The sequence below is a fragment of the Paracoccus onchidii genome (assembly GCF_028294535.1).
GTDB classification, from domain to species: Bacteria; Pseudomonadota; Alphaproteobacteria; order Rhodobacterales; family Rhodobacteraceae; genus Paracoccus; species Paracoccus onchidii.
The window spans coordinates 1-22518 of the sequence record NZ_JAQBIE010000007.1; the positions used below are offsets into that span (position 1 = coordinate 1).

The 22518-nt window shown below is 60.9% G+C and carries 17 protein-coding genes and 1 riboswitch; of the genes, 9 read left to right on the forward strand and 8 right to left on the reverse strand.

Annotated elements, in window-relative coordinates; all coding sequences use genetic code 11:
- On the forward strand, window positions 1-1262 hold a 1262-nt coding region (locus PAF17_RS06115), incomplete at its 5' end, for a calcium-binding protein (RefSeq protein ID WP_271888208.1).
- A 73-nt stretch (window positions 1263-1335) separates the two neighbouring features.
- On the opposite strand, the gene carB is transcribed toward PAF17_RS06115, so the two are convergent.
- The 4 genes from carB to PAF17_RS06135 form a co-directional block, all read right to left on the reverse strand.
- On the reverse strand, window positions 1336-4674 hold the full coding sequence (carB, locus tag PAF17_RS06120) for a carbamoyl-phosphate synthase large subunit (RefSeq protein WP_271888209.1): 3339 nt from the start codon (window positions 4672-4674) through the stop codon (window positions 1336-1338).
- A 204-nt stretch (window positions 4675-4878) separates the two neighbouring features.
- A complete protein-coding gene (locus PAF17_RS06125; protein ID WP_408636382.1) occupies window positions 4879-5574 on the reverse strand; it encodes a thiamine ABC transporter ATP-binding protein in 696 nt (231 codons plus the stop codon).
- Window positions 5567-7111, reverse strand: a complete 1545-nt coding sequence (locus PAF17_RS06130; RefSeq protein WP_271888210.1) for an ABC transporter permease family protein — start codon at window positions 7109-7111, stop codon at window positions 5567-5569. The genes PAF17_RS06125 and PAF17_RS06130 overlap by 8 nt, the downstream gene beginning before the upstream one ends.
- The gene (locus PAF17_RS06135) at window positions 7087-8073 is read right to left on the reverse strand and encodes a thiamine ABC transporter substrate-binding protein (protein ID WP_408636383.1); all 987 of its coding nucleotides are present in this window, start codon (window positions 8071-8073) and stop codon (window positions 7087-7089) included. Before PAF17_RS06135 ends, PAF17_RS06130 begins: the two co-directional genes overlap by 25 nt.
- A 34-nt stretch (window positions 8074-8107) precedes the next feature.
- A riboswitch (TPP riboswitch) is annotated at window positions 8108-8209 on the reverse strand.
- A 100-nt stretch (window positions 8210-8309) separates the two neighbouring features.
- On the opposite strand from PAF17_RS06135, the gene mutS reads away from it, so the two are divergent.
- The 8 genes from mutS to phoB all read left to right on the forward strand — a co-directional run bounded on the left by mutS (window position 8310) and on the right by phoB (window position 18363).
- Window positions 8310-10952, forward strand: coding sequence for a DNA mismatch repair protein MutS (mutS, locus tag PAF17_RS06140; RefSeq protein WP_271888212.1), 2643 nt, complete (start codon window positions 8310-8312; stop codon window positions 10950-10952).
- Window positions 10949-12055 carry a chorismate synthase gene (gene aroC / locus PAF17_RS06145; RefSeq protein ID WP_271888213.1) on the forward strand — a complete coding sequence of 369 codons (1107 nt, stop codon included), beginning with the start codon at window positions 10949-10951 and terminating at the stop codon, window positions 12053-12055. The genes mutS and aroC overlap by 4 nt, the downstream gene beginning before the upstream one ends.
- A 135-nt stretch (window positions 12056-12190) precedes the next feature.
- The gene (locus tag PAF17_RS06150; protein WP_271888214.1) at window positions 12191-13231 is read left to right on the forward strand and encodes a PstS family phosphate ABC transporter substrate-binding protein; all 1041 of its coding nucleotides are present in this window, start codon (window positions 12191-12193) and stop codon (window positions 13229-13231) included.
- Window positions 13232-13298: 67 nt separating this feature from the next.
- The gene (gene pstC, locus PAF17_RS06155; RefSeq protein ID WP_271888215.1) at window positions 13299-14756 is read left to right on the forward strand and encodes a phosphate ABC transporter permease subunit PstC; all 1458 of its coding nucleotides are present in this window, start codon (window positions 13299-13301) and stop codon (window positions 14754-14756) included.
- On the forward strand, window positions 14753-16105 hold the full coding sequence (gene pstA, locus PAF17_RS06160) for a phosphate ABC transporter permease PstA (protein ID WP_271888216.1): 1353 nt from the start codon (window positions 14753-14755) through the stop codon (window positions 16103-16105). The genes pstC and pstA overlap by 4 nt, the downstream gene beginning before the upstream one ends.
- A gap of 21 nt (window positions 16106-16126) precedes the next feature.
- On the forward strand, window positions 16127-16924 hold the full coding sequence (gene pstB, locus PAF17_RS06165; RefSeq protein ID WP_271888217.1) for a phosphate ABC transporter ATP-binding protein PstB: 798 nt from the start codon (window positions 16127-16129) through the stop codon (window positions 16922-16924).
- Window positions 16925-16943: 19 nt separating this feature from the next.
- Entirely contained in the window at window positions 16944-17669 is a 726-nt protein-coding gene (gene phoU, locus PAF17_RS06170) for a phosphate signaling complex protein PhoU (protein WP_271888218.1), read from the forward strand.
- Window positions 17670-17673: 4 nt separating this feature from the next.
- Complete coding sequence (gene phoB, locus PAF17_RS06175) at window positions 17674-18363, forward strand: phosphate regulon transcriptional regulator PhoB (protein WP_271888219.1); 690 nt, start codon at window positions 17674-17676, stop codon at window positions 18361-18363.
- Between the two features lie 4 nt (window positions 18364-18367).
- Here phoB and PAF17_RS06180 read toward each other — a convergent pair whose 3' ends face one another.
- From PAF17_RS06180 to petA, 4 genes are all read right to left on the reverse strand, one after another.
- Window positions 18368-19246 carry a ribokinase gene (locus PAF17_RS06180; protein ID WP_271888220.1) on the reverse strand — a complete coding sequence of 293 codons (879 nt, stop codon included), beginning with the start codon at window positions 19244-19246 and terminating at the stop codon, window positions 18368-18370.
- Window positions 19247-19358: 112 nt separating this feature from the next.
- The gene (locus PAF17_RS20225) at window positions 19359-20531 is read right to left on the reverse strand and encodes a cytochrome c1 (protein ID WP_271888221.1); all 1173 of its coding nucleotides are present in this window, start codon (window positions 20529-20531) and stop codon (window positions 19359-19361) included.
- Between the two features lie 13 nt (window positions 20532-20544).
- Window positions 20545-21867, reverse strand: a complete 1323-nt coding sequence (petB, locus tag PAF17_RS06190; protein ID WP_271888222.1) for a cytochrome b — start codon at window positions 21865-21867, stop codon at window positions 20545-20547.
- A gap of 14 nt (window positions 21868-21881) precedes the next feature.
- Window positions 21882-22442: a ubiquinol-cytochrome c reductase iron-sulfur subunit gene (gene petA / locus PAF17_RS06195; RefSeq protein ID WP_271888223.1), complete on the reverse strand. Its 561-nt coding sequence runs from the start codon at window positions 22440-22442 to the stop codon at window positions 21882-21884.
- Between the last annotated feature and the right edge of the window lie 76 nt (window positions 22443-22518).

Sequence of the window (22518 nt, forward strand, 5' to 3'; positions counted from 1 at the left end):
ACGACACGATCCGGTCCAGCGGGACGGGTGTTTATGACGGCCAGAGCGGCAACGATTATGTCTATGCGGGTCTTGGCTCGGCGGAAACGCTGCGGGGTGGTTCCGGCACGGACTGGCTGAATACGACGTCGTTCAGCGGCAATTACAACGTCAACATGACGACCGGGGTGACGAATTACGCCGGGGAAAGCTTTACCCAGTTCGAGAACCTTCTTTCCGGTTCCGGCAATGACACGCTTACGGGGACATCCGGGGCGAACCGGATCTATGGCGGCGGCGGCAATGACCGGATCGACGGGCTTGGCGGCAACGACTATATCAATGGCGGCGCGGGCAATGATCACCTGACCGGCGGCGGAGGTCGCGATACGGTCTATGGTGGCTCTGGCCATGACACGATCCGGTCCAGCGGGACGGGTGTTTATGACGGCCAGAGCGGCAACGATTATGTCTATGCGGGTCTTGGCTCGGCGGAAACGCTGCGGGGTGGTTCCGGCACGGACTGGCTGAACACGACCACCTTCAATGGCGATTACGAAATCGACATGGAGACAGGCACGACCAACTATTCCGGTGAAAGCTTTACCCAGTTCGAGCATTTGCGCTCGGGGAATGGTGACGACAAGCTGATGGGAACTTCGTTCGGCAACGCCATCTATGGCGGCGATGGCGAAGATAGCATCTATGGTCGTACCGGGAATGATTTCCTGTATGGTCAGAATGACGATGACCGCGTTTACGGGCAGTCAGGGAACGACCGCGCCTACGGCAATTCAGGTGATGACCGCGTGTTCGGTGGCAGCGGGCATGACTTTGTGCATGGTGGAGCGGGCGATGATATCGTCAAGGGTAACTCGGGGAATGACACGCTGGTGGGCGGTCAGGGCGCCGATACGCTGACGGGTGGCGGCGGCGAGGACACGTTCCGCTTTTACAGCACGTCGGAATCTCCCTTTGGCAGTTCCGGGAACTATGATCGGATTACCGATTTCCAGGGGGCGGGTATCAATCTTGTTTCTGCAACCGAGGACCGGATTGATTTGTCTTCTATCGATGCGGACACCACTGCTGCAGGCAATCAGGCCTTTAGTTTTAGCGGTACCACCAATGGCGGTGCCGGTACGATCTGGATGCAGGATGTCGGCAGTGAAACATGGTTGCGTGTCAATACCGATGATGATTCCGCACCGGAGATGACGGTCCGAATATCGGATGGTTCAGATAGTGCCAATGATTACTGGGCCGGGGATTTCATTCTCTGATCATTCACGCAACAAGACGCAGGGCGCGGCCATGATCGGCCGCGCCCTGTTCCTGTGCTTGCGATGTTGGTGATCAGGCCTGCAATGAGCGGACGCCGACCTCGCCTTCTTCGCGGGATTTGATCGCGGCGACGGCTGCAATGCTGCCTGCGGCCGTGGTGAAATAGGGGATCTTGCCATACAGAGCGACAGCCCGGATTTCACGCGAATCCGCGATGGCCTGTGCGCCTTCGGTCGTGTTCAGAACCATGGCGATATCCTGGTTCTTGAGACGATCAACGATATTGGGGCGCCCTTCATAAACCTTGTTCACACGGCTGGCTTCAACGCCCTGGGCCGCCAGAAAATCTGCGGTGCCCGAGGTTGCGATTACCTTGAAGCCCATTTGGGTCAGATCTCGGGCGGCCTGGGCCAAGGCATCGGTCTTGTCCGCGTCCTTGACCGACAGGAACACCTGGCCTTCATGCGGCAGCACGCTTCCAGCGCCCATCTGCGCCTTCAGGAAGGCCCGCGGGAAATTGCGATCCCAACCCATGACTTCGCCGGTCGAGCGCATCTCGGGGCCAAGCAGCGTATCGACGCCGGGGAAGCGTGCGAAAGGCAGCACCGCCTCTTTGACCGAGAACCAGGGCGTGATCGGATCTGCCAGCGTCAGAGGATCGGCGAAAGGCAGGTCATCTTCGGGGCCAACGCCTTCGGGATAGGGATCGCGTGCCGGGAAGTTCGACATCGGCTCACCCGCCATCAGACGCGCGGCGATCGAGGCAATGGCGCTGTCGGTCGCCTTGGCCACGAAAGGCACGGTGCGCGACGCACGCGGGTTCACCTCAAGCACGAAGATCTCGCCGTCCTTCAGCGCGAACTGCACGTTCATCAGGCCGACGACGCGCAAACCGCGTGCCATCAACTCGGTCTGGCGCTTCAATTCGGTGATCGTTGCCTGATCCAGCGTATGGGGGGGCAGCGAACAGGCGCTGTCGCCGGAATGAACGCCGGCTTCTTCGATATGCTCCATGATGCCCGCGACATGGACATTCTCGCCATCGCAAAGTGCGTCAACGTCAACTTCGATCGCACCGGCCAGATAGCTGTCCAGAAGAACCGGGTTCTTGCCCGAAACCACCACGGCCTGCGTGATATAGCGCTTGAGATGGTCCATATCCCGCACGATTTCCATCGCGCGACCGCCCAGAACATAGGATGGGCGGATGACCAGTGGGAAGCCGATCCGTTCCGCAATGGCAATGGCTTCTTCGTCGCTATGGGCGATCCCGTTGATGGGCTGTTTCAGCTCCAACCGGTTCAGCAGATCCTGAAAACGTTCGCGGTCCTCGGCCAGATCGATGGCATCGGGCGTGGTGCCCAGGATCGGGATTCCCTCGGCTTCCAGATCATTCGCCAGTTTCAGCGGCGTCTGGCCACCGAATTGCACGATGACGCCATGCAGCGTGCCATTGTCGCGTTCGGTCCGCAGGATTTCCAGCACATGTTCAAGTGTCAGGGGTTCGAAATACAGCCGGTCCGAGGTGTCGTAATCGGTCGACACGGTTTCGGGGTTGCAGTTGACCATGATCGTTTCATAGCCCGCATCGGTCAGCGCGAAACAGGCGTGGCAGCAGCAGTAATCGAATTCGATCCCCTGACCGATCCGATTCGGGCCGCCACCAAGGATGACAACTTTCTTGGCATCCGTCGGGCGCGATTCGCATTCCACGTCGCCCATCGCTGCGGCTTCATAGGTGGAATACATATATGGGGTTTGCGCCTCGAACTCGGCGGCGCAGGTGTCGATGCGCTTGAAGACGGGACGCACATCGGCGGCCAGACGGTCGCGACGGATCTCGGATTCTTCGCGACCGGTCAGTTGCGCAAGCCGCGCATCCGTGAAGCCCATCATTTTCAGGCCGCGCAGCTGATCGGCATCCGTGGGCAGGCCGTTGTCGCGCACGCCGTTTTCAGCATCTACGATTTCGCGCAGGCGGGCAAGGAACCACGGATCAAAGCTTGTGACCCGCTGGATTTCATCATCGGTCATGCCAAAGCGCATTGCCTGGGCGATGATGCGCAGGCGGTCCGGTGTTTGCTGGGACAGCGCGGCAATCACGGCGGGCTTTCCCTGTTCAGCCGCCCCCTCGATGACGATTTCATCCAGACCCGACAGCCCGTTTTCCATCGAGCTCAGCGCCTTTTGCAGCGATTCGTGGAAGCTGCGGCCAATCGCCATGACTTCGCCCACCGATTTCATGGCCGTGGTCAGTTCGGGCTTGCTGCCGGGGAACTTCTCGAAGGCAAAGCGCGGGATCTTGGTGACGACATAGTCGATCGAAGGCTCGAAGCTGGCCGGCGTCACCTTGGTGATGTCATTGTCCAGCTCGTCCAGCGTATAGCCGACGGCCAGTTTCGCGGCGATCTTGGCAATCGGGAAGCCCGTGGCCTTCGACGCCAGTGCGGAACTACGCGAGACGCGCGGATTCATCTCGATCACGACCATCCGGCCGTCGGCGGGGTTGATCGCCCATTGCACGTTCGAGCCGCCGGTTTCGACGCCGATCTCGCGCAGCACGGCGATGCTGCCATTGCGCATGATCTGATATTCGCGGTCGGTCAGGGTCAGCGCCGGGGCAACAGTGATCGAATCGCCCGTATGCACCCCCATCGGATCCACGTTCTCGATCGAGCAGACGATGATGGCGTTGTCGGCGCGGTCGCGCACAACCTCCATCTCGTATTCCTTCCAGCCCAGCAGGCTTTCATCGATCAGCACCTGCGCAACGGGCGAGGCATCCAGCCCCGAACGCACGATACGTTCGTAATCGTCGCGATTATAGGCAACCCCGCCGCCGGTTCCGCCAAGGGTAAAGGCGGGGCGGATGATGGCCGGAAGGCCAATATCTTCCAGCGCATCCATCGCCTGCGCAACGCCTGCCGAAATGTCGTATTTGCCATTGGCCAGCTTTGGTGCGGCGACGATGGTCGCGCGCGGGTTTTCCAAACCGATGCGGTCCATCGCTTCGCGGAACAGCTTGCGGTCTTCTGCCATTTCGATGGCGGTGCGCTGTGCGCCGATCAGTTCAACCCCATAGCGGTTCAGCGCACCTGAATCCGCCAGCGCCAGCGCCGTGTTCAGGCCGGTCTGCCCGCCCATCGTCGGCAACAGCGCGTCGGGACGTTCCTTGGCGATGATCTTTTCGACGACTTCGGGGGTGATCGGCTCGATATAGGTGGCGTCTGCCATTTCCGGATCGGTCATGATCGTTGCCGGATTCGAGTTGACCAGAATGACCCGATAACCCTCTTCGCGAAGCGCCTTGCAGGCCTGTGCCCCCGAGTAATCGAACTCGCAAGCCTGCCCGATCACGATGGGCCCAGCCCCGATGATCAGGATAGATTTGATATCGGTACGCTTTGGCATGGAGGACTCCGGGGCTTTTTGGGGGCGGCGCAAAATCGATCGGGTTTATAATCATGACACGCGGCTGTGCAAGGGTCAGCGACCATCAAGGCGACAGAATGTCGGTTGCCGACCCGTTTCGCCGATGCGGATAGCGCGCCGGCATCCGGAAAATCGGCCGAAATGTCACGCGGTCGGGCGGCCCCAAGATCCGTCGCGCATCCATCATTGCCCAAGATAGGCCCGCAGGCCGGGTGGCGGCGATTCCAGCAGCTCGTTGGTCGGGGCAGGGGGATGCACCTTGCCGTCATCCACCAGGATGGTCCGATCGGCGAAGCTGCGCGCATCCGCCGGATCATGCGTGACCATAAGAACGGTGGCGTCGGTTCGGGTCGCGATATCACCCAGCAGTTTCAGCATCTCGGCCTTCAGCGCCGGACCAAGTGCGGCGAACGGTTCGTCAAGCAACAGGATGGGCCGTGCCCGCAACAGCACGCGTGCCAATGCGACACGGCTTTGTTGCCCACCCGACAATTCAGCCGGGCGGCGTGTGGACATGCCTTGCAGGCCCACTTGCGCGATCACATGTTCGACATCTTCGCGCTGCCGGCGGTTCAGTCGCAGATCCGGACGCAGACCCAGACCGATATTCTGGCCGATGGTCAGATGAGGAAACAGGTTCTGGTCCTGAAACAGGAAAGAAACCGGTCTCTGGCCGGGTGAAACGGCGGAAAGATCAGCGCCCTGCCAAGCCACGGATCCCGCATCGGGTGCAAGAAATCCGCCTATCACCGACAGCAATGTTGATTTTCCCGACCCCGAAGGACCGATCACGGCGATCCGGGCGCCGGGTTCGATCGACAGGTCGGCAGCAAATTGAAAGCCGTTGCGCATCAGGCGCAGTCCGCGCAGATCAAGCAAGGCGTCCTCCTCGGTCAAACAGCCAGAACAGGGCAAAGCTGATGGACATCAACAACACCGCGCAGGCAGACGCATCGGTCATGCGATAGGAATTCATCAGCTGATACAATTTCAGCGGCAAAGTCGGCTGGTCGGTGGCGAAAAGGGCAATCACCCCCAGATCGCCCATGGCCAATGCCGCGGCCAATCCGGTGGAAAACCCCAATGGCGCGGCAAGTCGGGGCAGGGTCAGCAGGCGCAAGCGCGCCAGCCCCGTCATGTTCAGCGAATCGGCCAGGCGTCCGTAATCGGCGCGAAGTGATCGGGCGGCGGGAATCAGCGCGCGCAGGCCAAAGGGCAGCGCCATGACAGCATTGATCAGGGCGGTGACCGGCAGGGCCAGATCATCGATCGCGACATGGGCCCGCAGCATGATGAAAAGCCCCGTTCCCAGAACCAGCGGCGACGCCACAAGGGGCAACATGCCCGCGGCCTCGAGCCAGCCATTGCTTGTTTTCGCGATTGTCAGCGCCAGCGCCAGGCATAGCGCCGCTGCAATCGACGCCGAGATCAACGCCATGCAGATCGAACGCAGTGTCGCGGCCCAGACCTCTGTTGGCAGGTCGGGAATGCGCGGCAAACCTTGAAGGATGACCGCGCCAATCGGGCACAACAGGAACAGCGCGGCCGCCAGAATGGCGACGGCATCCATTGCCCGCCGCCAGCCGCGCGGACCGACCGGACCATGCGCAAGATCCAGCCCGGTGCCAAAGGCGACCGCGGTCGCCATGCGCCGCGACAATACCAGCGCGCCAAGGCTGAGGGCGATTTGCACCAACCCCAGCGCCGCGGCCCGCCCAAGATCGAAATCAAAGCGAAACGCCTGGTATATTGCCAGTTCGACCGTGGTTGCCGCTGGTCCGCCGCCCAATGCCAAGGCGACCGTAAACGAGGTCAGGCAGACCAGAAATACCGCCAGCCAGATTCCGGGCAGGACGCCACGCAGCATCGGCCATTCCAGATGCCGGGCCGTATCGGCCGGGCCAAAACCAAGGCTGTCTGCCAGACGGAAACGTTCGACCGGAATCGATTGCCAGCCTTGCAGGATCAGTCGGATCGACAGGGGCAGGTTGAAAAAGACATGGGCCAGAACCACCCCTTGCCACCCATAGACCGAGAACTCGCCGATGCCGACGGCCCGCAATGCCTCGTTGATGGCACCGGTTCTGCCAAACACGGCAATCAGGCCCATGATCGCCACGATCACGGGCAGGATAAAGGGCGCCCCCAGCAATGTGACAAGCAGGGCGCGTCCGGGAAATCTGCGCCGCGCAAAGGCGCGCGCAACCGGAACCGCGAGGCCCGCCGATAGCGCGGCGGACAATGCGGCCTGCCAGATCGTAAACCAGACGGCGCGCCAATCCCAGGATTGCAGGGCCGAAAGGCCGCGCGCCTGCCAAGCCACGGCCGCCAATGTGCCAAGGATCAACGCCGCCAGCGCTGCCGCGACCGCGATCCCCGCGGCGTCGCGTCTTAGCGCGAGAACGCCCGAAGCCATTCATCCAACGCGGGTTTGCGCAGGTCTTCCGCCTGAGTTTCGTCATAGAACAGGGTGGTGTCCGGGCGCGGCAGGTCACGCATGACCCCGGGCCATTTCGCCTGTTCCAGCTTGGCGGGCATTGACCAGTTTGCCAGGGGGATCGAGGTCTGGAAATCTTCGGTCAGGATCCAGTCCATGAACTTCTGCGCCAGCTCTGGTTGATCGGAACCCGCCACCTGTGCGGCCAGTTCGGCCATGAAATAATGGCCCTCGGGGAAAATCGCGGCATGTTTGGTTTGGTCGTCCTCGGCGACGATATGATAGGCGGGCGAGGTGGTATAGGACAGAACCATATCGGCTTCGCCTTCGGTGAACATTCCATAGCTTTCCGACCAGCCCTTCGTGACGGTCAGCACCTTGGGCGCCAGCTTTTCCCAGGCCTCGGGGGTGTCATCGCCATAGATGGCCTTGACCCAAAGCAACAGCGCCAGCCCCGAAATCGACGAGCGCGGATCCTGAATCACGATTTTCAGATCCTCGGGGGCCGAGAGCAGCGCCTGGAAACTTTCGGGCGGGTTCTCCAGCCGGGTTTCGTCATAGATAAAGGCGGTTTCGCCCCAGTTATACGGCAGGAATATGTCATCACCCCATTCCACCGGCAGTGACAGGTCTGAAATATCCTGCCCGTGGGGTGCGAACAGCCCCGAAGCACGGGCGCGCGCGGTCACATCGGTATTCAGTCCGAAAACGATATCGGCATCGGTCTTGTCGCCCTCCATCAGAATGCGGGGCAGGATATCACCGGTGACAAATTTCAGGTCGCATTCGCAAAAGGCTTCGAACCCTTCTTCGATCTTCGGTCCCGGCCCCCATTCGCTGGCGATGTAATCGCCCGCATAGATGGTCAGCGTGGGTTTTTCCTGCGCGGCTGCCGATGTGGCGGTCAGCAAGGCAAGGGTGGTCAAGGAAAGTCTTGTCATCATCTGGCTTCCTCTCGAATTCGGGTTACGAAAGAAAGGGCAGCGAAACCTTCCCTCCGCCGGCGCTAACCGGATCAGGTTCAACGGGTCCGCAATCTGCGTCTCAGCCTTGTGACAGGCCCCCCGAGGCATGCAGGAAACATACCGCGCCTGATGAATGCTGCAAGGTGAAAGCGCGGTTTTCAATGGCCGCCCGGATCGCTAAAACCGCCCTCAACCGGAAACAAGGGACCCTCATGAGCGATCAGCCAACCCCAATGATGGCGCAGTATCTTGCGATCCGCGAGGCAAATCCAGGCGCCTTGCTGTTCTATCGCATGGGGGATTTCTACGAGATGTTCTTCGATGATGCGGTGCAGGCAGCGGCGGCGCTGGACATTGCGCTGACCAAGCGGGGGACGCATGCGGGGCAGCCGATCCCGATGTGCGGGGTGCCGGTTCATGCGGCCGAAGGCTATCTGCTGACATTGATCCGCAAGGGGTTTCGGGTCGCGATTGCCGAACAAATGGAAGACCCGGCCGAAGCCAAGAAGCGCGGATCGAAATCGGTCGTGGCGCGCGATGTGGTGCGGCTGGTGACACCGGGAACCCTGACCGAGGAAACGCTGCTAGAGGCGCGCCGCCACAATTATCTGGCGGCCTTTGCACGCATTCGCGATGATTCTGCCCTGGCCTGGGTCGATATTTCGACCGGGGCGTTTCAGGTCATGGAATGCCCGTTGTCGCGGCTGGCGCCCGAGCTTGCGCGGCTGGCCCCGCGTGAATTGCTGGTTCCTGAAGGCGCGGATCTTGATGATCTGGCCGTGGATGCCGGGGCGCAGCTGACCGATTTGCCTGCCGGCGCATTTGACAGTTCGGCGGGCGCTCGGCGTCTTTGTGCCTTGTATGGCGTGGAAACGCTGGATGGTTTCGGCAGTTTCGGTCGCGCGGAATTGTCGGCCATGGGGGCGATCGTCGATTATCTGGATATGACGCAAAAGGGAAAACTGCCCCTGATGCGTCCTCCGGTCCGCGAGCGGTCGGGGGGATCGATACAGATCGACGCCGCAACACGACGAAATCTTGAACTGACCCAGGCCCTGTCCGGTGGCCGCGACGGATCATTGCTGAGCGCGATCGATCGAACGGTCACGGCTGCGGGTGGGCGGCTGCTTGAGCGGCGTATCAGTGCGCCATCGCGTGATCTGGCCGAGATTCATGCCCGCCAGGACGCGGTGGCCCAGTTGGTCGACAACAGTCGGCTGGCCGCCGATCTTCGCGAGGCATTGGGTCGGGTGCCCGACATGGATCGCGCCTTGTCGCGTCTTGCGCTGGATCGGGGCGGGCCACGTGATCTGGCTGCCATTCGCGCGGGTCTGACGCAGGGCGCATGCATTGCCGAATTGCTTGAACCCGACGCGGCGCAGCTGTTGCGTGATGCGGCACAGGATCTGACCGGGCATGACAAGCTGATCGACCTGCTGGATGATGCCTTGATCGCCGAGCCGCCTTTGCTGGCGCGCGATGGTGGTTTTGTCGCCCCCGGCTTTGACGAGGAACTGGACCAGACCCGGCGCCTGCGCGACGAGGGCCGCGCCGTCATCGCCGGAATGCAGGGAAAGTATGCCGAACTGTCCGGCGTTGGCAGTCTGAAGATCAAGCACAACAATGTGCTGGGCTATTTCATCGAGACCACGGCGACCCATGCCGAAAAGATGCTGGCCCCACCGCTGAACGAGACCTTTATCCACCGTCAAACCACGGCCAACCAGATCCGTTTCACGACCGTCGAATTGTCCGAACTGGAAACCCGGATCCTCAATGCCCGCGACCGTGCGCTTGAAGGTGAACGGGAAATTTTCGGGCAGTTGCGGGCGGCGGTTCTGGCGCAGGCGGGGCCGATCGGGGCGGCAGCACGCGCGTTGGCAGAGATCGACCTGACTGCGGGTTTCGCCGATATTGCCACGGGCGAATCCTGGACTCGGCCACGTATCGACAACAGCCGCGCATTTCAGATCGAGGCCGGTCGCCACCCTGTCGTGGAACGCGCATTGAAGCGGAAATCGGAAAGCTTTGTCGCGAATGATTGCGATCTGACGGCCGGCGAAACTCCGGCCATCTGGTTGCTGACCGGTCCGAACATGGCCGGTAAATCGACCTTTCTGCGCCAGAATGCCCTGATCGCGGTTCTGGCCCAGGCGGGTTCCTTTGTGCCCGCCAGCCGCGCCCATATCGGTATGGTCAGCCAATTGTTCAGCCGTGTTGGCGCCGCTGACGACCTGGCACGCGGCCGCTCGACCTTTATGGTCGAAATGGTCGAAACTGCGGCAATTCTCAATCAGGCCGACGATCATGCCCTGGTCATTCTGGATGAAATCGGGCGGGGCACGGCGACATGGGATGGGTTGTCCATCGCTTGGGCCGTCATGGAACATATGCATGCCGTCAATCGTTGTCGTGCACTGTTTGCGACGCATTATCATGAAATGACTGCGCTGACCGCGCGTCTGGACGGGGTGGAAAACGCGACCGTGGCAGTGCGCGAATGGGAAGGTGACGTGATCTTCCTGCACGAGGTGCGCAAAGGCGCGGCGGACCGCAGCTATGGTGTTCAGGTCGCGCGACTTGCCGGTTTGCCCGCTGCGGTTGTCGAGCGCGCACGAGAAGTTCTGGATGCCCTTGAATCGGGCGAGCGCGAAGGCGCGGCGCGCCCTGCTGCACTGATCGACGACCTGCCGTTGTTCCGCAACGCGCCCGCCGCATCTGCGCCCGCGCCTGCCGGAACCCATGCCGGCCCTCTGGACGCGCGCCTGAAAGACGTGCATCCCGATTCCATGACCCCGCGCGAGGCGCTGGAACTGATATATGAACTCAAATCCCTGTCCGGAGACACCGCATGAGCTATAACACTTTCGGCCGCGAATTCCGGTTCACCACCTGGGGGGAAAGCCATGGTCCCGCACTTGGGGCGACCGTGGACGGAACGCCGCCGGGCGTTCCCGTGGACGAGGATTTCATCCAGCAGTTTCTGGATCGCCGCCGGCCCGGCACGTCAAAACACACCACCCAACGCAAGGAAGCGGACCGGGTGCGCATTCTTTCGGGTGTGTTCGAGGGCCGCAGCACCGGCACACCGATCCAGCTGATGATCGAGAACACCGATCAGCGGTCCAAGGATTACGGCGATATCGCGACAAGTTTCCGTCCCGGACATGCTGATATTACCTATCACCAGAAATACGGGCTGCGTGACTATCGCGGCGGCGGACGTTCGAGCGCGCGCGAAACTGCGGCGCGCGTCGCGGCAGGTGGGGTGGCGCAGGCCGTGCTGGCACATCTGCTGCCCACGCTTTCGATTACCGGCTATATGGTTCAGATGGGCGAGATGCGGCTGAACCGTGATCGCTTTGATGCGACCGCGATATCTGAGAACCCGTTCTTCCTGCCGGACAGCACGGCGGTATCGGCCTGGTCGGATTATCTGGATGGCATCCGCAAATCGCAAAACAGTGTTGGCGCCGCCGTCGAGGTTCTGATTGCGGGCTGCCCGCCCGGACTGGGCGCGCCGGTCTATGCCAAGCTGGATACCGATCTGGCTGCGGCGATGATGTCGATCAATGCTGTCAAAGGCGTCGAGATCGGCGAAGGAATGGCCGCCGCCGCGCTGACGGGCACCGCGAATGCGGATGAAATGCGCATGGGACCGGATGGGCCGATATTCCTGTCCAACCATGCTGGTGGGATTCTGGGCGGCATTTCGACCGGGCAGGACATTGCGGTTCGGTTTTCGGTCAAACCGACCAGCTCGATCACGACACCGCGCAAGACAATCAACCGAATGGGCGAGGAAATCGACCTGATCACCAAGGGGCGCCACGACCCCTGTGTCGGCATTCGCGCGGTGCCCGTTGCCGAGGCGATGGCGGCCTGTGTCGTTCTGGACCATTTGCTTATGGATCGCGCGCAAACCGGCGGAAAACGCGGTGCAATAGGTGAAATGTAACAACCATAAGGCGAAAAGCCTCGGTTTGCGGGGCTTCGTTACATAACCGTCACAATTCAGTCGCAAAGATGTCATGGATCGCGACTACCTCGGACGCAGCCCTTTTCAGGGAAATGACCGACTCAGGAGTGATCCATGAACACTGCGAAATTCACCGTATCGGCAATCGCCATGATTGCTGCTTCGGCCACCGCCGCCGCCGCACGCGACAACGTCCAGACCGCTGGCTCGTCCACCGTGCTGCCCTATGCCACCATCGTTGCGGAAGCATTCGGCGAAAACTTCGACTTCCCCACTCCGGTTGTCGAATCGGGCGGCTCGGGTGCCGGCCGCAAGAAGCTGTGCGAAGGCGTTGGCGAAAACACCATCGACGTCGCGAACTCGTCCAGCCGCATCAAGCAGTCGGACATCGATCTGTGCGCATCCAACGGCGTGACCGAGATCATGGAAGTCCGCATCGGCTATGACGGCATCGTCTTTGCCAGCGATATCGACGGCGCCGATTTCGCCTTTACCCCGGCTGATTGGTTCAACGCGCTGGCCAAGGACATCGTCGTCGATGGCGAAGTCAAAGCCAATGACAACGCCACCTGGGCCGACGTCAATGCCGACCTGCCCGCGCAGGAACTGCTGGCCTTCATCCCGGGCACCAAGCACGGCACACGTGAAGTGTTCGACGAAAAGGTGATCCTGGCGGGCTGTGAAGAATCGGGCGCCATGGAAGTGTTCGCCGAACAGAACGGCGGCGACGAAGACAAGGCCGAAGACATGTGCACCGCGCTGCGCACCGATGGCGTGTCGGTCGATATCGACGGCGATTATACCGAGACGCTGGCCCGGATCGACGCCAACAAGAACGCCATCGGCGTGTTCGGCCTGTCCTTCTATGAAAACAACATGGACAAGCTGAAAGTGGCGACCATGTCGGGTGTGACCCCCTCGACGGAATCGATCGCTTCGGGTGAATATCCTGTGTCGCGCCCGCTGTATTTCTACGTCAAGAATGCGCATCTGGACGTGATCCCCGGCCTGCAGGAATATATCGAATTCTTCGTGTCCGACGACATTGCCGGCCCGAACGGCCCGCTGGCTGACTATGGTCTGGTTTCCGACCCGGAACTGGCCGCGACCCAGGAAATGGTTGCCAACCGCACCCCGATGGGTCCGCTGGAATAATTTTCTCTGCAAAACGCGGGGGTGACGGTTCTGCTGTCACCCCGTCATTCTTTTTGACAGGTATCCAATGAATATTGGCCTTATCTTGTTGTTCGTGATCGGGCTTGGCGCGATCGGTTACGTTCTGGGGCGCCGCCGCGCGCTTGCCAGCGTATCGGGCGACCCTCGCAAACTGCATTCCCTGCCCAGCCAGTACGGGCAGTCGGTCTTTCTATACACCCTTGTGCCGGCACTTTTGTTGCTGGTTGTCTGGCTTGTAGCCGAACCCCGCCTGATCGACAGTCAGGTGCGCGGCATCGTGGCCGAAAGCGGCACCTCGGGCGCAGAGCTGGACCTGAAGATGGCCGATGTCGGCCGGATTTCGCAGGGTCTGGGTGAGTTGATTTCAAGCTCGGCCATCACCGAAGAACAACTGGCCAATATGCGCGCCGATGTGGATGATGTCCGCGGCCGGCTTGCCGAGATCGGCGTCGCGGTCGGGGCCGATATCGAGCCCGCCGTACTCGAAGCCGCAAAAAGAAGCCGCGATCTTTCCGGCAGCTCGGCACTTTTGCGCAGCCTTCTGGTGATCGCGGCCGCGCTGGCCGGAATGGCCTTCGCGCTTCGCCGGATCACCCCAGAATTCCGCGCCCGCAATGTGTCCGAGGCTGTGGTCAAGGCGTTGTTGATGGGATCGTCGCTGGTCGCCATTCTGACCACCGTCGGCATCGTCCTGTCGCTGGTGTTCGAAACCGTTCATTTCTTCCAGCTTTACGCGGCCAAGGATTTCTTCCTGTCGCTGACCTGGAACCCGCAATTCCGTGGCGGTTCTGATCTGGGCCTGTGGCCGTTGATCTGGGGCACGCTGTATATTTCCTTTATCGCGCTTTTGGTCGCCGTTCCGATCGGCCTTCTGGCCGCGATCTATCTGGCCGAATATGCCAGCAAGCGGGTGCGCAGCATTGCCAAGCCCCTGATCGAGATCCTGGCCGGTATTCCGACGATCGTTTACGGTCTTTTCGCGCTGATCACCGTCGGGCCGATGCTGCGCGACTACTTTGCCCAGCCGCTGGGGCTGGGAAATTCGTCGTCTTCGGTGATGACCGCCGGTCTGGTGATGGGCATCATGCTGATCCCATTTGTCAGCTCGCTTTCGGACGACATCATCAACTCGGTGCCGCAATCGCTGCGTGACGGATCCTATGGACTTGGCGCAACCAAATCGGAAAGCATCAAGCAGGTGATCCTGCCCGCCGCGCTGCCCGGGGTTGTCGGTGCCGTGCTTCTGGCTGCCAGCCGCGCCATTGGTGAAACGATGATCGTCGTCATGGGGGCAGGGGCTTCGGCCAAACTGTCACTGAACCCGTTCGAGGCCATGACGACCGTGACAGTGAAAATCGTCAGCCAACTGACCGGCGATACCGAATTCGCCAGCCCTGAAACCCTTGTCGCCTTCGCCCTTGGTCTGACGCTGTTCGTCTTTACCCTCGGGCTGAATGTGCTGGCACTCTATATCGTCCGCAAATATCGGGAGCAGTACGAATGACCGACGCGACCGCAAACCACGCCCCTGAAGCCAGAACGCGCAGCTCGTTGCTGGAACAGGACGAGCGTACCCGCCGCCGCAATGCTTCGGAAAAACGCTTCCGGACCTATGGCGCCGTCGCCATCTGCCTGGCCATCGCCGCGCTGGTGATGCTGCTGACCTCGGTTCTGGGCAATGGCACCTCGGCCTTTTTCCAGACCTATGCCAAGATCGAGGTCACGCTGGACCCCGAGGTGCTGGACCCCAAAGGCAACCGCGACCCGGCCGAGATGTCGAAGGTTACCACGATCGGCTATGGCAACCTGATGAAAAAGGCCTTTCCGGCCTCGCTTCAGGCTGCCGGTGTTTCGACCGAAGGGATCGACGACAAGGAAGTCGGGGCCATGCTTTCAAAGGAAGCCCCGGCGCAGCTGCGCAACCGCGTGCTGGCCAATCCCGACATGCTGGGCGAGACGATCCAGTTCTGGGCGCTGGCCAATGGTCGCATCGACGGCTATCTGAAAGGTCGCGTGTCGATGGCTTCGGCCGAACGCGACGGCAATGTCAGCCCCGAACAGCTTCAGCTGGCCGACCGCATGCGCGCTTCCGATATGCTGGAAAAGCGTTTCAACTGGGATTTCATCACCTTCCCCGATGCCTCGGAATTGCGGCCCGAAGCTGCCGGTCTGGGCGTGGCAATCGTCGGTTCGGCTTACATGATGCTGATCGTCCTGTTCCTTGCGCTGCCCATCGGCGTGGCCGCCAGCATCTATCTTGAGGAATTTGCCCCGCAGAACCGTCTGACCGACCTGATCGAGGTCAACATCTCGAACCTTGCCGCGGTGCCGTCGATCGTTTTCGGTATCCTCGGTCTTGCGGTATTCATCAACTATGCGGGCCTTCCGGCCTCGGCGCCGATCGTGGGTGGTCTGGTGCTGACGCTGATGACTCTGCCGACCATCATCATCTCGACCCGTGCGGCGTTGAAGGCGGTTCCGCCGTCGATCCGCGATGCGGCGCTTGGCGTGGGTGCATCAAAGATGCAGTCGGTGTTTCACCACGTATTGCCATTGGCCTTGCCCGGCATCCTGACCGGCACCATTCTGGGACTGGCTCAGGCCCTGGGTGAAACCGCACCGCTTCTGCTGATCGGTATGGTCGCTTTTGTGCGCGACTATCCCAGCTGGCCGGTCGACGGCTTCTTCGAGCCGGCATCCGCATTGCCGGTGCAGGTCTATAACTTCACGACGCGCGGCGACCCGGCATTCGTCGAGCGTGCCTCGGGGGCGATCATCGTTCTGTTGATCTTCCTGCTTTGCATGAACCTGTTGGCGATCTATCTGCGCCGCAAGTTCGAGCGGCGTTGGTAAAGCGACCGGAAGGAGGTCACTATGTACGACATGAATCGAGTGGAGAGCGCCGTGACGCAAGACGAAATCAAGATCTCGGCACATAATGTGCAGGTCTATTATGGTGAAAAACAGGCCATCAAGGACGTCAATGTCGAGATCCTGGACAAGACCGTGACCGCGTTCATCGGTCCGTCCGGCTGTGGGAAATCGACCTTTCTGCGCTGTATCAACCGGATGAATGACACCATTCCGGTCGCGCGGATCGAAGGCGAGATCCGTCTGGATGGCGAAGACATCTATGATCGTCGTGTTGACCCGGTGCAATTGCGCGCCCGCGTCGGCATGGTGTTCCAAAAGCCGAACCCGTTCCCAAAGTCGATATTCGACAATGTTGCCTACGGACCCCGGATCCACGGTCTGGCCCGCAATCGCGCCGAGTTGGACGAGATTGTCGAAAAATCTTTGCGTGGCGCCGCGCTGTGGAACGAGGTCAAGGATCGGCTGCAAGAACCGGGCACCGGGCTGTCGGGTGGGCAGCAGCAACGCCTGTGCATTGCGCGGGCCGTGGCCACCGCACCGGAAGTCCTGTTGATGGACGAGCCCTGTTCGGCGCTGGATCCGATCGCGACCGGTCAGGTCGAAGAACTGATCGAACAGCTTCGCGCGGATTTCTCAGTTGTGATCGTCACGCACTCGATGCAGCAGGCAGCGCGGGTCAGTCAGAAGACCGCCTTTTTCCATCTGGGCAATCTGGTGGAATATGGCGAAACGGACGATATCTTTACCAAACCGAAGGATTCGCGGACCGAGGCATATATCTCGGGCCGGATCGGTTGACGATCAGGAGGCAGGCAAAATGAACCGCGACAAGCATATCTCTTCGGCATTCGACCGTGATCTGGAAACCATCCAGGCGCTGGTCGTCAAGATGGGCGGCATGGTCGAGGCCGCAATCAACGACGCTGCGACCGCCCTGGAAAACCGGGACGAGGAACTTGCCGAACAGGTTCGGCACCGCGACAAGGCCATTGATCTGCTGGAGGCGCAGATCAACGAAGATGCGGCCCGCCTGATCGCATTGCGCGCCCCCACCGCAACTGATTTGCGGATGGTACTGGCGGTCATCAAGATCGGTGCATCACTGGAACGTTGTGGCGATTATGCCAAGAATATCGGCAAACGGACCGATGTTCTGGCGGATATGCCCGTCATCGAGGGATCGGGTCTGGCGCTGCGCCGCATGAGCGCAGCCGTCAACCGCATGCTCCAGGATTCACTGGACAGCTATATCCGCCGAGATGCCGAACTGGCCGACGATGTGCGTATGCGCGATCTTGAGGTCGATCAGATGTATAATGCGCTGTTCCGCGAATTCCTGACCCATATGATGGAAGATCCGCGCAACATCACGGCCTGCATGCATCTGCACTTCATTGCCAAGAATATCGAGCGTATGGGCGATCACGCGACATCGATCGCCGAGCAAGTGATCTATCTTGTTACGGGAGAACTTCCGGATGAACCTCGTCCAAAGTCCAACAACGTTCCGAGCGATGACGGAGCGGCCCTGGCGGGAGACTAAGTCGATGGCACGCCAAAGCCCCTGTGTTCTGGTCGTCGAAGACGAAGGCGCGCAACGGGAAGTGCTGCAATATAACCTCGAATCCGAAGGGTTCGAGGTTGTGGTTGCCGATAACGGCGAAGACGCATTGCTTCTTGTGCAGGAGGAACAGCCGGACCTGATGGTTCTGGACTGGATGTTGCCCAAGGTCAGCGGGATCGAGGTTTGCCGTCAGGTAAAGGCCGATCCGGCGACGCGCAGCATTCCCATCATCATGCTGTCGGCGCGCGGCGAGGAAACCGACCGTGTGCGGGGGCTGGAAACGGGTGCCGATGACTATGTCGTCAAACCCTATTCCGTTGTCGAGCTGATGGCGCGCCTGCGCACGCAGTTGCGCCGCACGCGCCCTGCCAGCATGGGCGAGCGGCTGAGTTTTGGCGACATCATTCTTGATGCCGCCGAACATCGCGTCTTCCGGGGCGGCCAGCCGCTTCATCTTGGGCCGACCGAGTTCAGATTGCTGTCCACGCTGATGGAAAAGCCGGGTCGGGTCTGGTCGCGCGAACAGTTGCTGGATCGCGTCTGGGGGCGCGACATCTATGTCGACACGCGCACAATTGACGTGCATGTCGGGCGGCTGCGCAAGGCGCTGATGCAGAATGGCGGTGACAATCCTGTGCGCACCGTGCGGGGCACCGGATACGCCCTGGGCTGATGATCTAGCGCAGATTGGCGTGCAGGAATGCCTGAACCTCATCATATGAGGGGATGGCATCACCTGCGCCCGGTCGCGTCACCTTGAGCGCGGCTGCCGCAGACGCCAGTTCCAGGGCCGTGGCGACGGTGTCTCCACGATCCAGTCCCGCCGCGAAATACCCTGCAAATGTGTCGCCAGCGCCGGTTGTGTCGACGGGCTCAACCGCGAATGCGCTTTGCCGGGTTACCTGGCCGGTTTCCATGTCGCGATATTCCGCCCCTTCGGCGCCGCGGGTGATCAGCAGACCGTCGACGGGAATATCGCCCGGCATCGCCTTGAACAGTTGCTCTGCCTCGCCGGCGTTCATCGCAAGTACCGAGACATAAGGCAGGATCTCATGCACCGCTTGCAGGTCGAACGGTGCTGCGGAATAGATCACCCTTGCGCCGCGTTCGCGGGCTGTGCGCGCGGCCTCGACCTGATGGCTGGTCTCATTCTGCAACAGCAGGGTGTCGCCTTTGCCCAAGCCCGAAAGCGCCTTGGCGAGTGTGCCTGAATCAAGCTGACGATTCGCGCCAGGATGAATCACGATCGAGTTCTCACCGGTGCTGTCCAGCAGAATGATGGCGTGGCCCGTGACCTGATCGGCGTGGCGTTGCAGCAGATGTGTCTGGACACCATAGCTGGTCAGACGATCGACGACCCAGTTATCGGCGCCCGACATCCCCCCAAGATGCAGCGTCGCGGCACCGGCCCGCGCCGCGGCAATCGACTGGTTGGCACCTTTGCCGCCCAATCCGACGGAATAGGTCGTGGCCGCAAGCGTTTCGCCGGGGCGAGGCAGGTGGTTCAGCCGGTAAACATGATCGATATTGATCGAGCCCAGATTCCAGATAGCCATCTCGATGTCCTTCATTGGATGCCCGGCGACAGGCCGTCAGAGCGATAAACCAGATACGAAAAAAGCGCGCCCCGCAAGGCGCGCTTTCTGATCATTTCGGCAGAGGCTGCCCTCAGGCGTGCTTCTTGCCTTTGTGGGGAGCCCAGATCCGCTTGTTGGTCAGATACAACAGAGCGCTGAGCACGATCAGGAACAGGACCGAGACAAGGCCAACCATCTTGCGGTCCATCATCTTCGGTTCTGCCGTCCACATCAGGAAGGCTGACACGTCGCGGGCCATCTGGTCGACCGTGGCCGGGGTGCCGTCCTCGTAGGTGACCAGATCGTCGGAAAGCGGCGACGGCATCGAGATATAGCCGGTCGAGAAGGCGGTATTTTCATAGAAGATACTGCCGGCCTGCTCCATTTCCTCGCCGGTATAGCTGGTCAGGATGGCGTGGATATATTCCGGCCCACCGATACCGTTGACCAATTGGCTGATGCCGGTTCCGTAGGGGCCGTGAAACCCTGCACGTGCCTTGGCCATCAACGACAGATCCGGTCCCATGCCATCGCCGGTCACGGTCGGGAAATGATCCGTTGGAAGACGCGTGCGGTCTTCGCCGGTTTCCGCATCGGTGATCTCGGACAGGTTTGCCGCATAGGCCCGCACCTGATCCTCGGGCAGGCCGGGGCCGCCGTCATCATGCAGGGTGCGAATCGGCACGAATTTCATGCCGTGGCAGGCCGAACAAACCTCGGTATAGACCTGAAGGCCGCGCTGTAGCTGGAACTGGTCATATTTGCCGAACGGGCCTTCGAAGCTGAACGAGATATCCTCGATATGTACGGCGCCATGGCCGCCGCCATGATCGCCTTCTTCGCCGTGGTCTTCGTCGCCATGGCCTTCCTCGGCAGCATGGTCATCACCATGAGCTTCTTCGGCGGGCGCTTCCTCGACAACTGCATCTTCTGCAGGTGCCGCCGCTTCCGCCTCAGCAGCAGGTTCCTCTTCCGCTGCCGGCTCTTGCGATGCGGCCTCGGCAGGTTCTTCCGCTTCTGGGGCGTCCGCCTCGGCTGCCTCGCTTGTGGCCTCCTCTGCGGCAGGTGTTTCTTCCGCTTCGGGGGCTGCGCTGTCCTCGGCCGGGGCCTCGTTCACGTCCGCGGATGTATCCTCGGCCGTGGTTTGCGCCTCGGCTGCCTGCTCGGTCGGGGCCGGGCTGGTGGCCTCCTGCGCCCAGGCAAAGCCCGACGCAGAGAGGGTCAGGGCCGCAACAGCCGTGAGCGTCTTGGTTCTCAGGGTCATTGTATGGCTCTCCTTACTCGGCCGATTGCGCCTTGGCGCCATAGTGATCGTTGAAGTCCTCTTCGATGGTCGCGGGCATCGGTGCGGGTTTTTCGATCACACCCAGCAGCGGCAGGATCACCAGGAAATAGGCGAACCAATAGGCCGATCCGGCCAGCGCGATATAGGGATAGATCCCCTCGGCAGGCATGGCGCCAACCCACATCAGGACGACAAAATCTACAGCCAGAAGTGCAAACCACCATTTGAACTGCGGACGGAAACGGCCCGAGCGCACGCGGCTGGTGTCCAGCCAGGGTACCAGAGCCATGACCAGGATTGCGCCGAACATGGCCAGAACACCAAAGAACTTGGCGTCGATGATGCCGAAGGACAGGAAGTTGACCAGCTGCACCAGCCAGACATCGGCAGTGAAGGCCCGCAGGATTGCATAGAAGGGCAGGAAGTACCATTCCGGCACGATATGCGCAGGCGTGGCCAGCGGGTTCGCCTCGATATAGTTGTCCGGGTGGCCCAGATAGTTCGGCATGAAACCGACGATGGCGAAGAACACCACCATGATCACGGCCAGCGCGAACAGGTCTTTCATTACGAAATAGGGCCAGAAAGGCAGGGTGTCTTTCTCGGCCTCTTCCTTGCTGGTGCGTCGCACCTCGACACCGGTCGGGTTGTTGTTTCCGGTGGTGTGGAAGGCCCAGATATGCACGACAACCAGTGCCGCGATGATGAAGGGCAGCAAATAGTGCAACGAGAAGAAACGGTTCAGCGTGGCATTGTCGACCGCAGGCCCGCCAAGCAGCCAGGTCTGGATCGGTTCACCAAGCCCCGGGATGGCACCGAACAGGCCGGTGATCACGGTCGCGCCCCAGAAGGACATCTGACCCCAGGGAAGAACATAGCCCATGAACGCGGTCGCCATCATGGCCAGATAGATCAACATGCCGATGATCCAGGTCACCTCGCGCGGGGCCTTGTAGCTGCCGTAATAAAGACCGCGGAAGATGTGCAGATACACGGCCAGGAAGAACAGCGAAGCGCCATTGGCGTGCAGATAGCGCAGCATATAGCCGCCATTCACGTCGCGCATGATATGTTCGACGCTGGCGAAGGCCAGATCGACATGCGGCGTGTAATGCATCACCAGAACGATGCCGGTAATGATCTGCAACGCAAGGCAGAAGGTCAGGACGATGCCCCAGATCCACATCCAGTTCAGGTTCTTGGGCGTGGGGATCATCAATGTGTCATAAAGCAGACCGACCACCGGCAAACGGCGGTGCAGCCAGCGTTCGGGGCCCGATTTGGGCTCGTAATGGTCGTGCGGAATACCGGCCATATGCAGTGCCCTCCTCAGCCCAGCTTGATGGTGGTGTCGTTGACGAATTCAGCGACGGGAATTAGCAAATTCTTCGGTGCCGGGCCTTTGCGGATGCGGCCGGCGCTGTCATAATGCGAGCCGTGGCAGGGGCAGAACCAGCCATCGAAATCGCCCGCGCCGTCCCCGATCGGAACACAGCCCAGGTGGGTGCAGACGCCGATCATGACCAGCCATTCACCGGCTTCGTCAAGGGTGCGGTTCTCGTCAAGTGCCGGCTCGCCGGGCTTGTTTTCGTTCTCGGCACCCTGATCGATCAGCTGGTTCAGCTGAACGGCGCGGCCTTCTTCGATCTCGGTTTCGGTACGGCGGCGGATAAAGACCGGTTTTCCCAGCCATTTCACGGTCAGCTGTGTGCCGACATCAACGCCACTGACATCGACCTGGATCGAAGACAATGCCTGAACATCAGCCGAGGGGTTCATCTGATTCACAAGCGTCCAGGCGGCGGCTCCGGCGGCCACTGTGCCTGCGCCCGCCGTGGCATAATAGAGGAAATCCCTCCGGGTGCCTACGTGGTCATCTGCGTGGGACACGGGTCATACTCCAATTCGGGCCGGAAGCCCGGCCGATACGACATTCCGGGCCGCAAGTTGATTGCAGCCTTCGCGT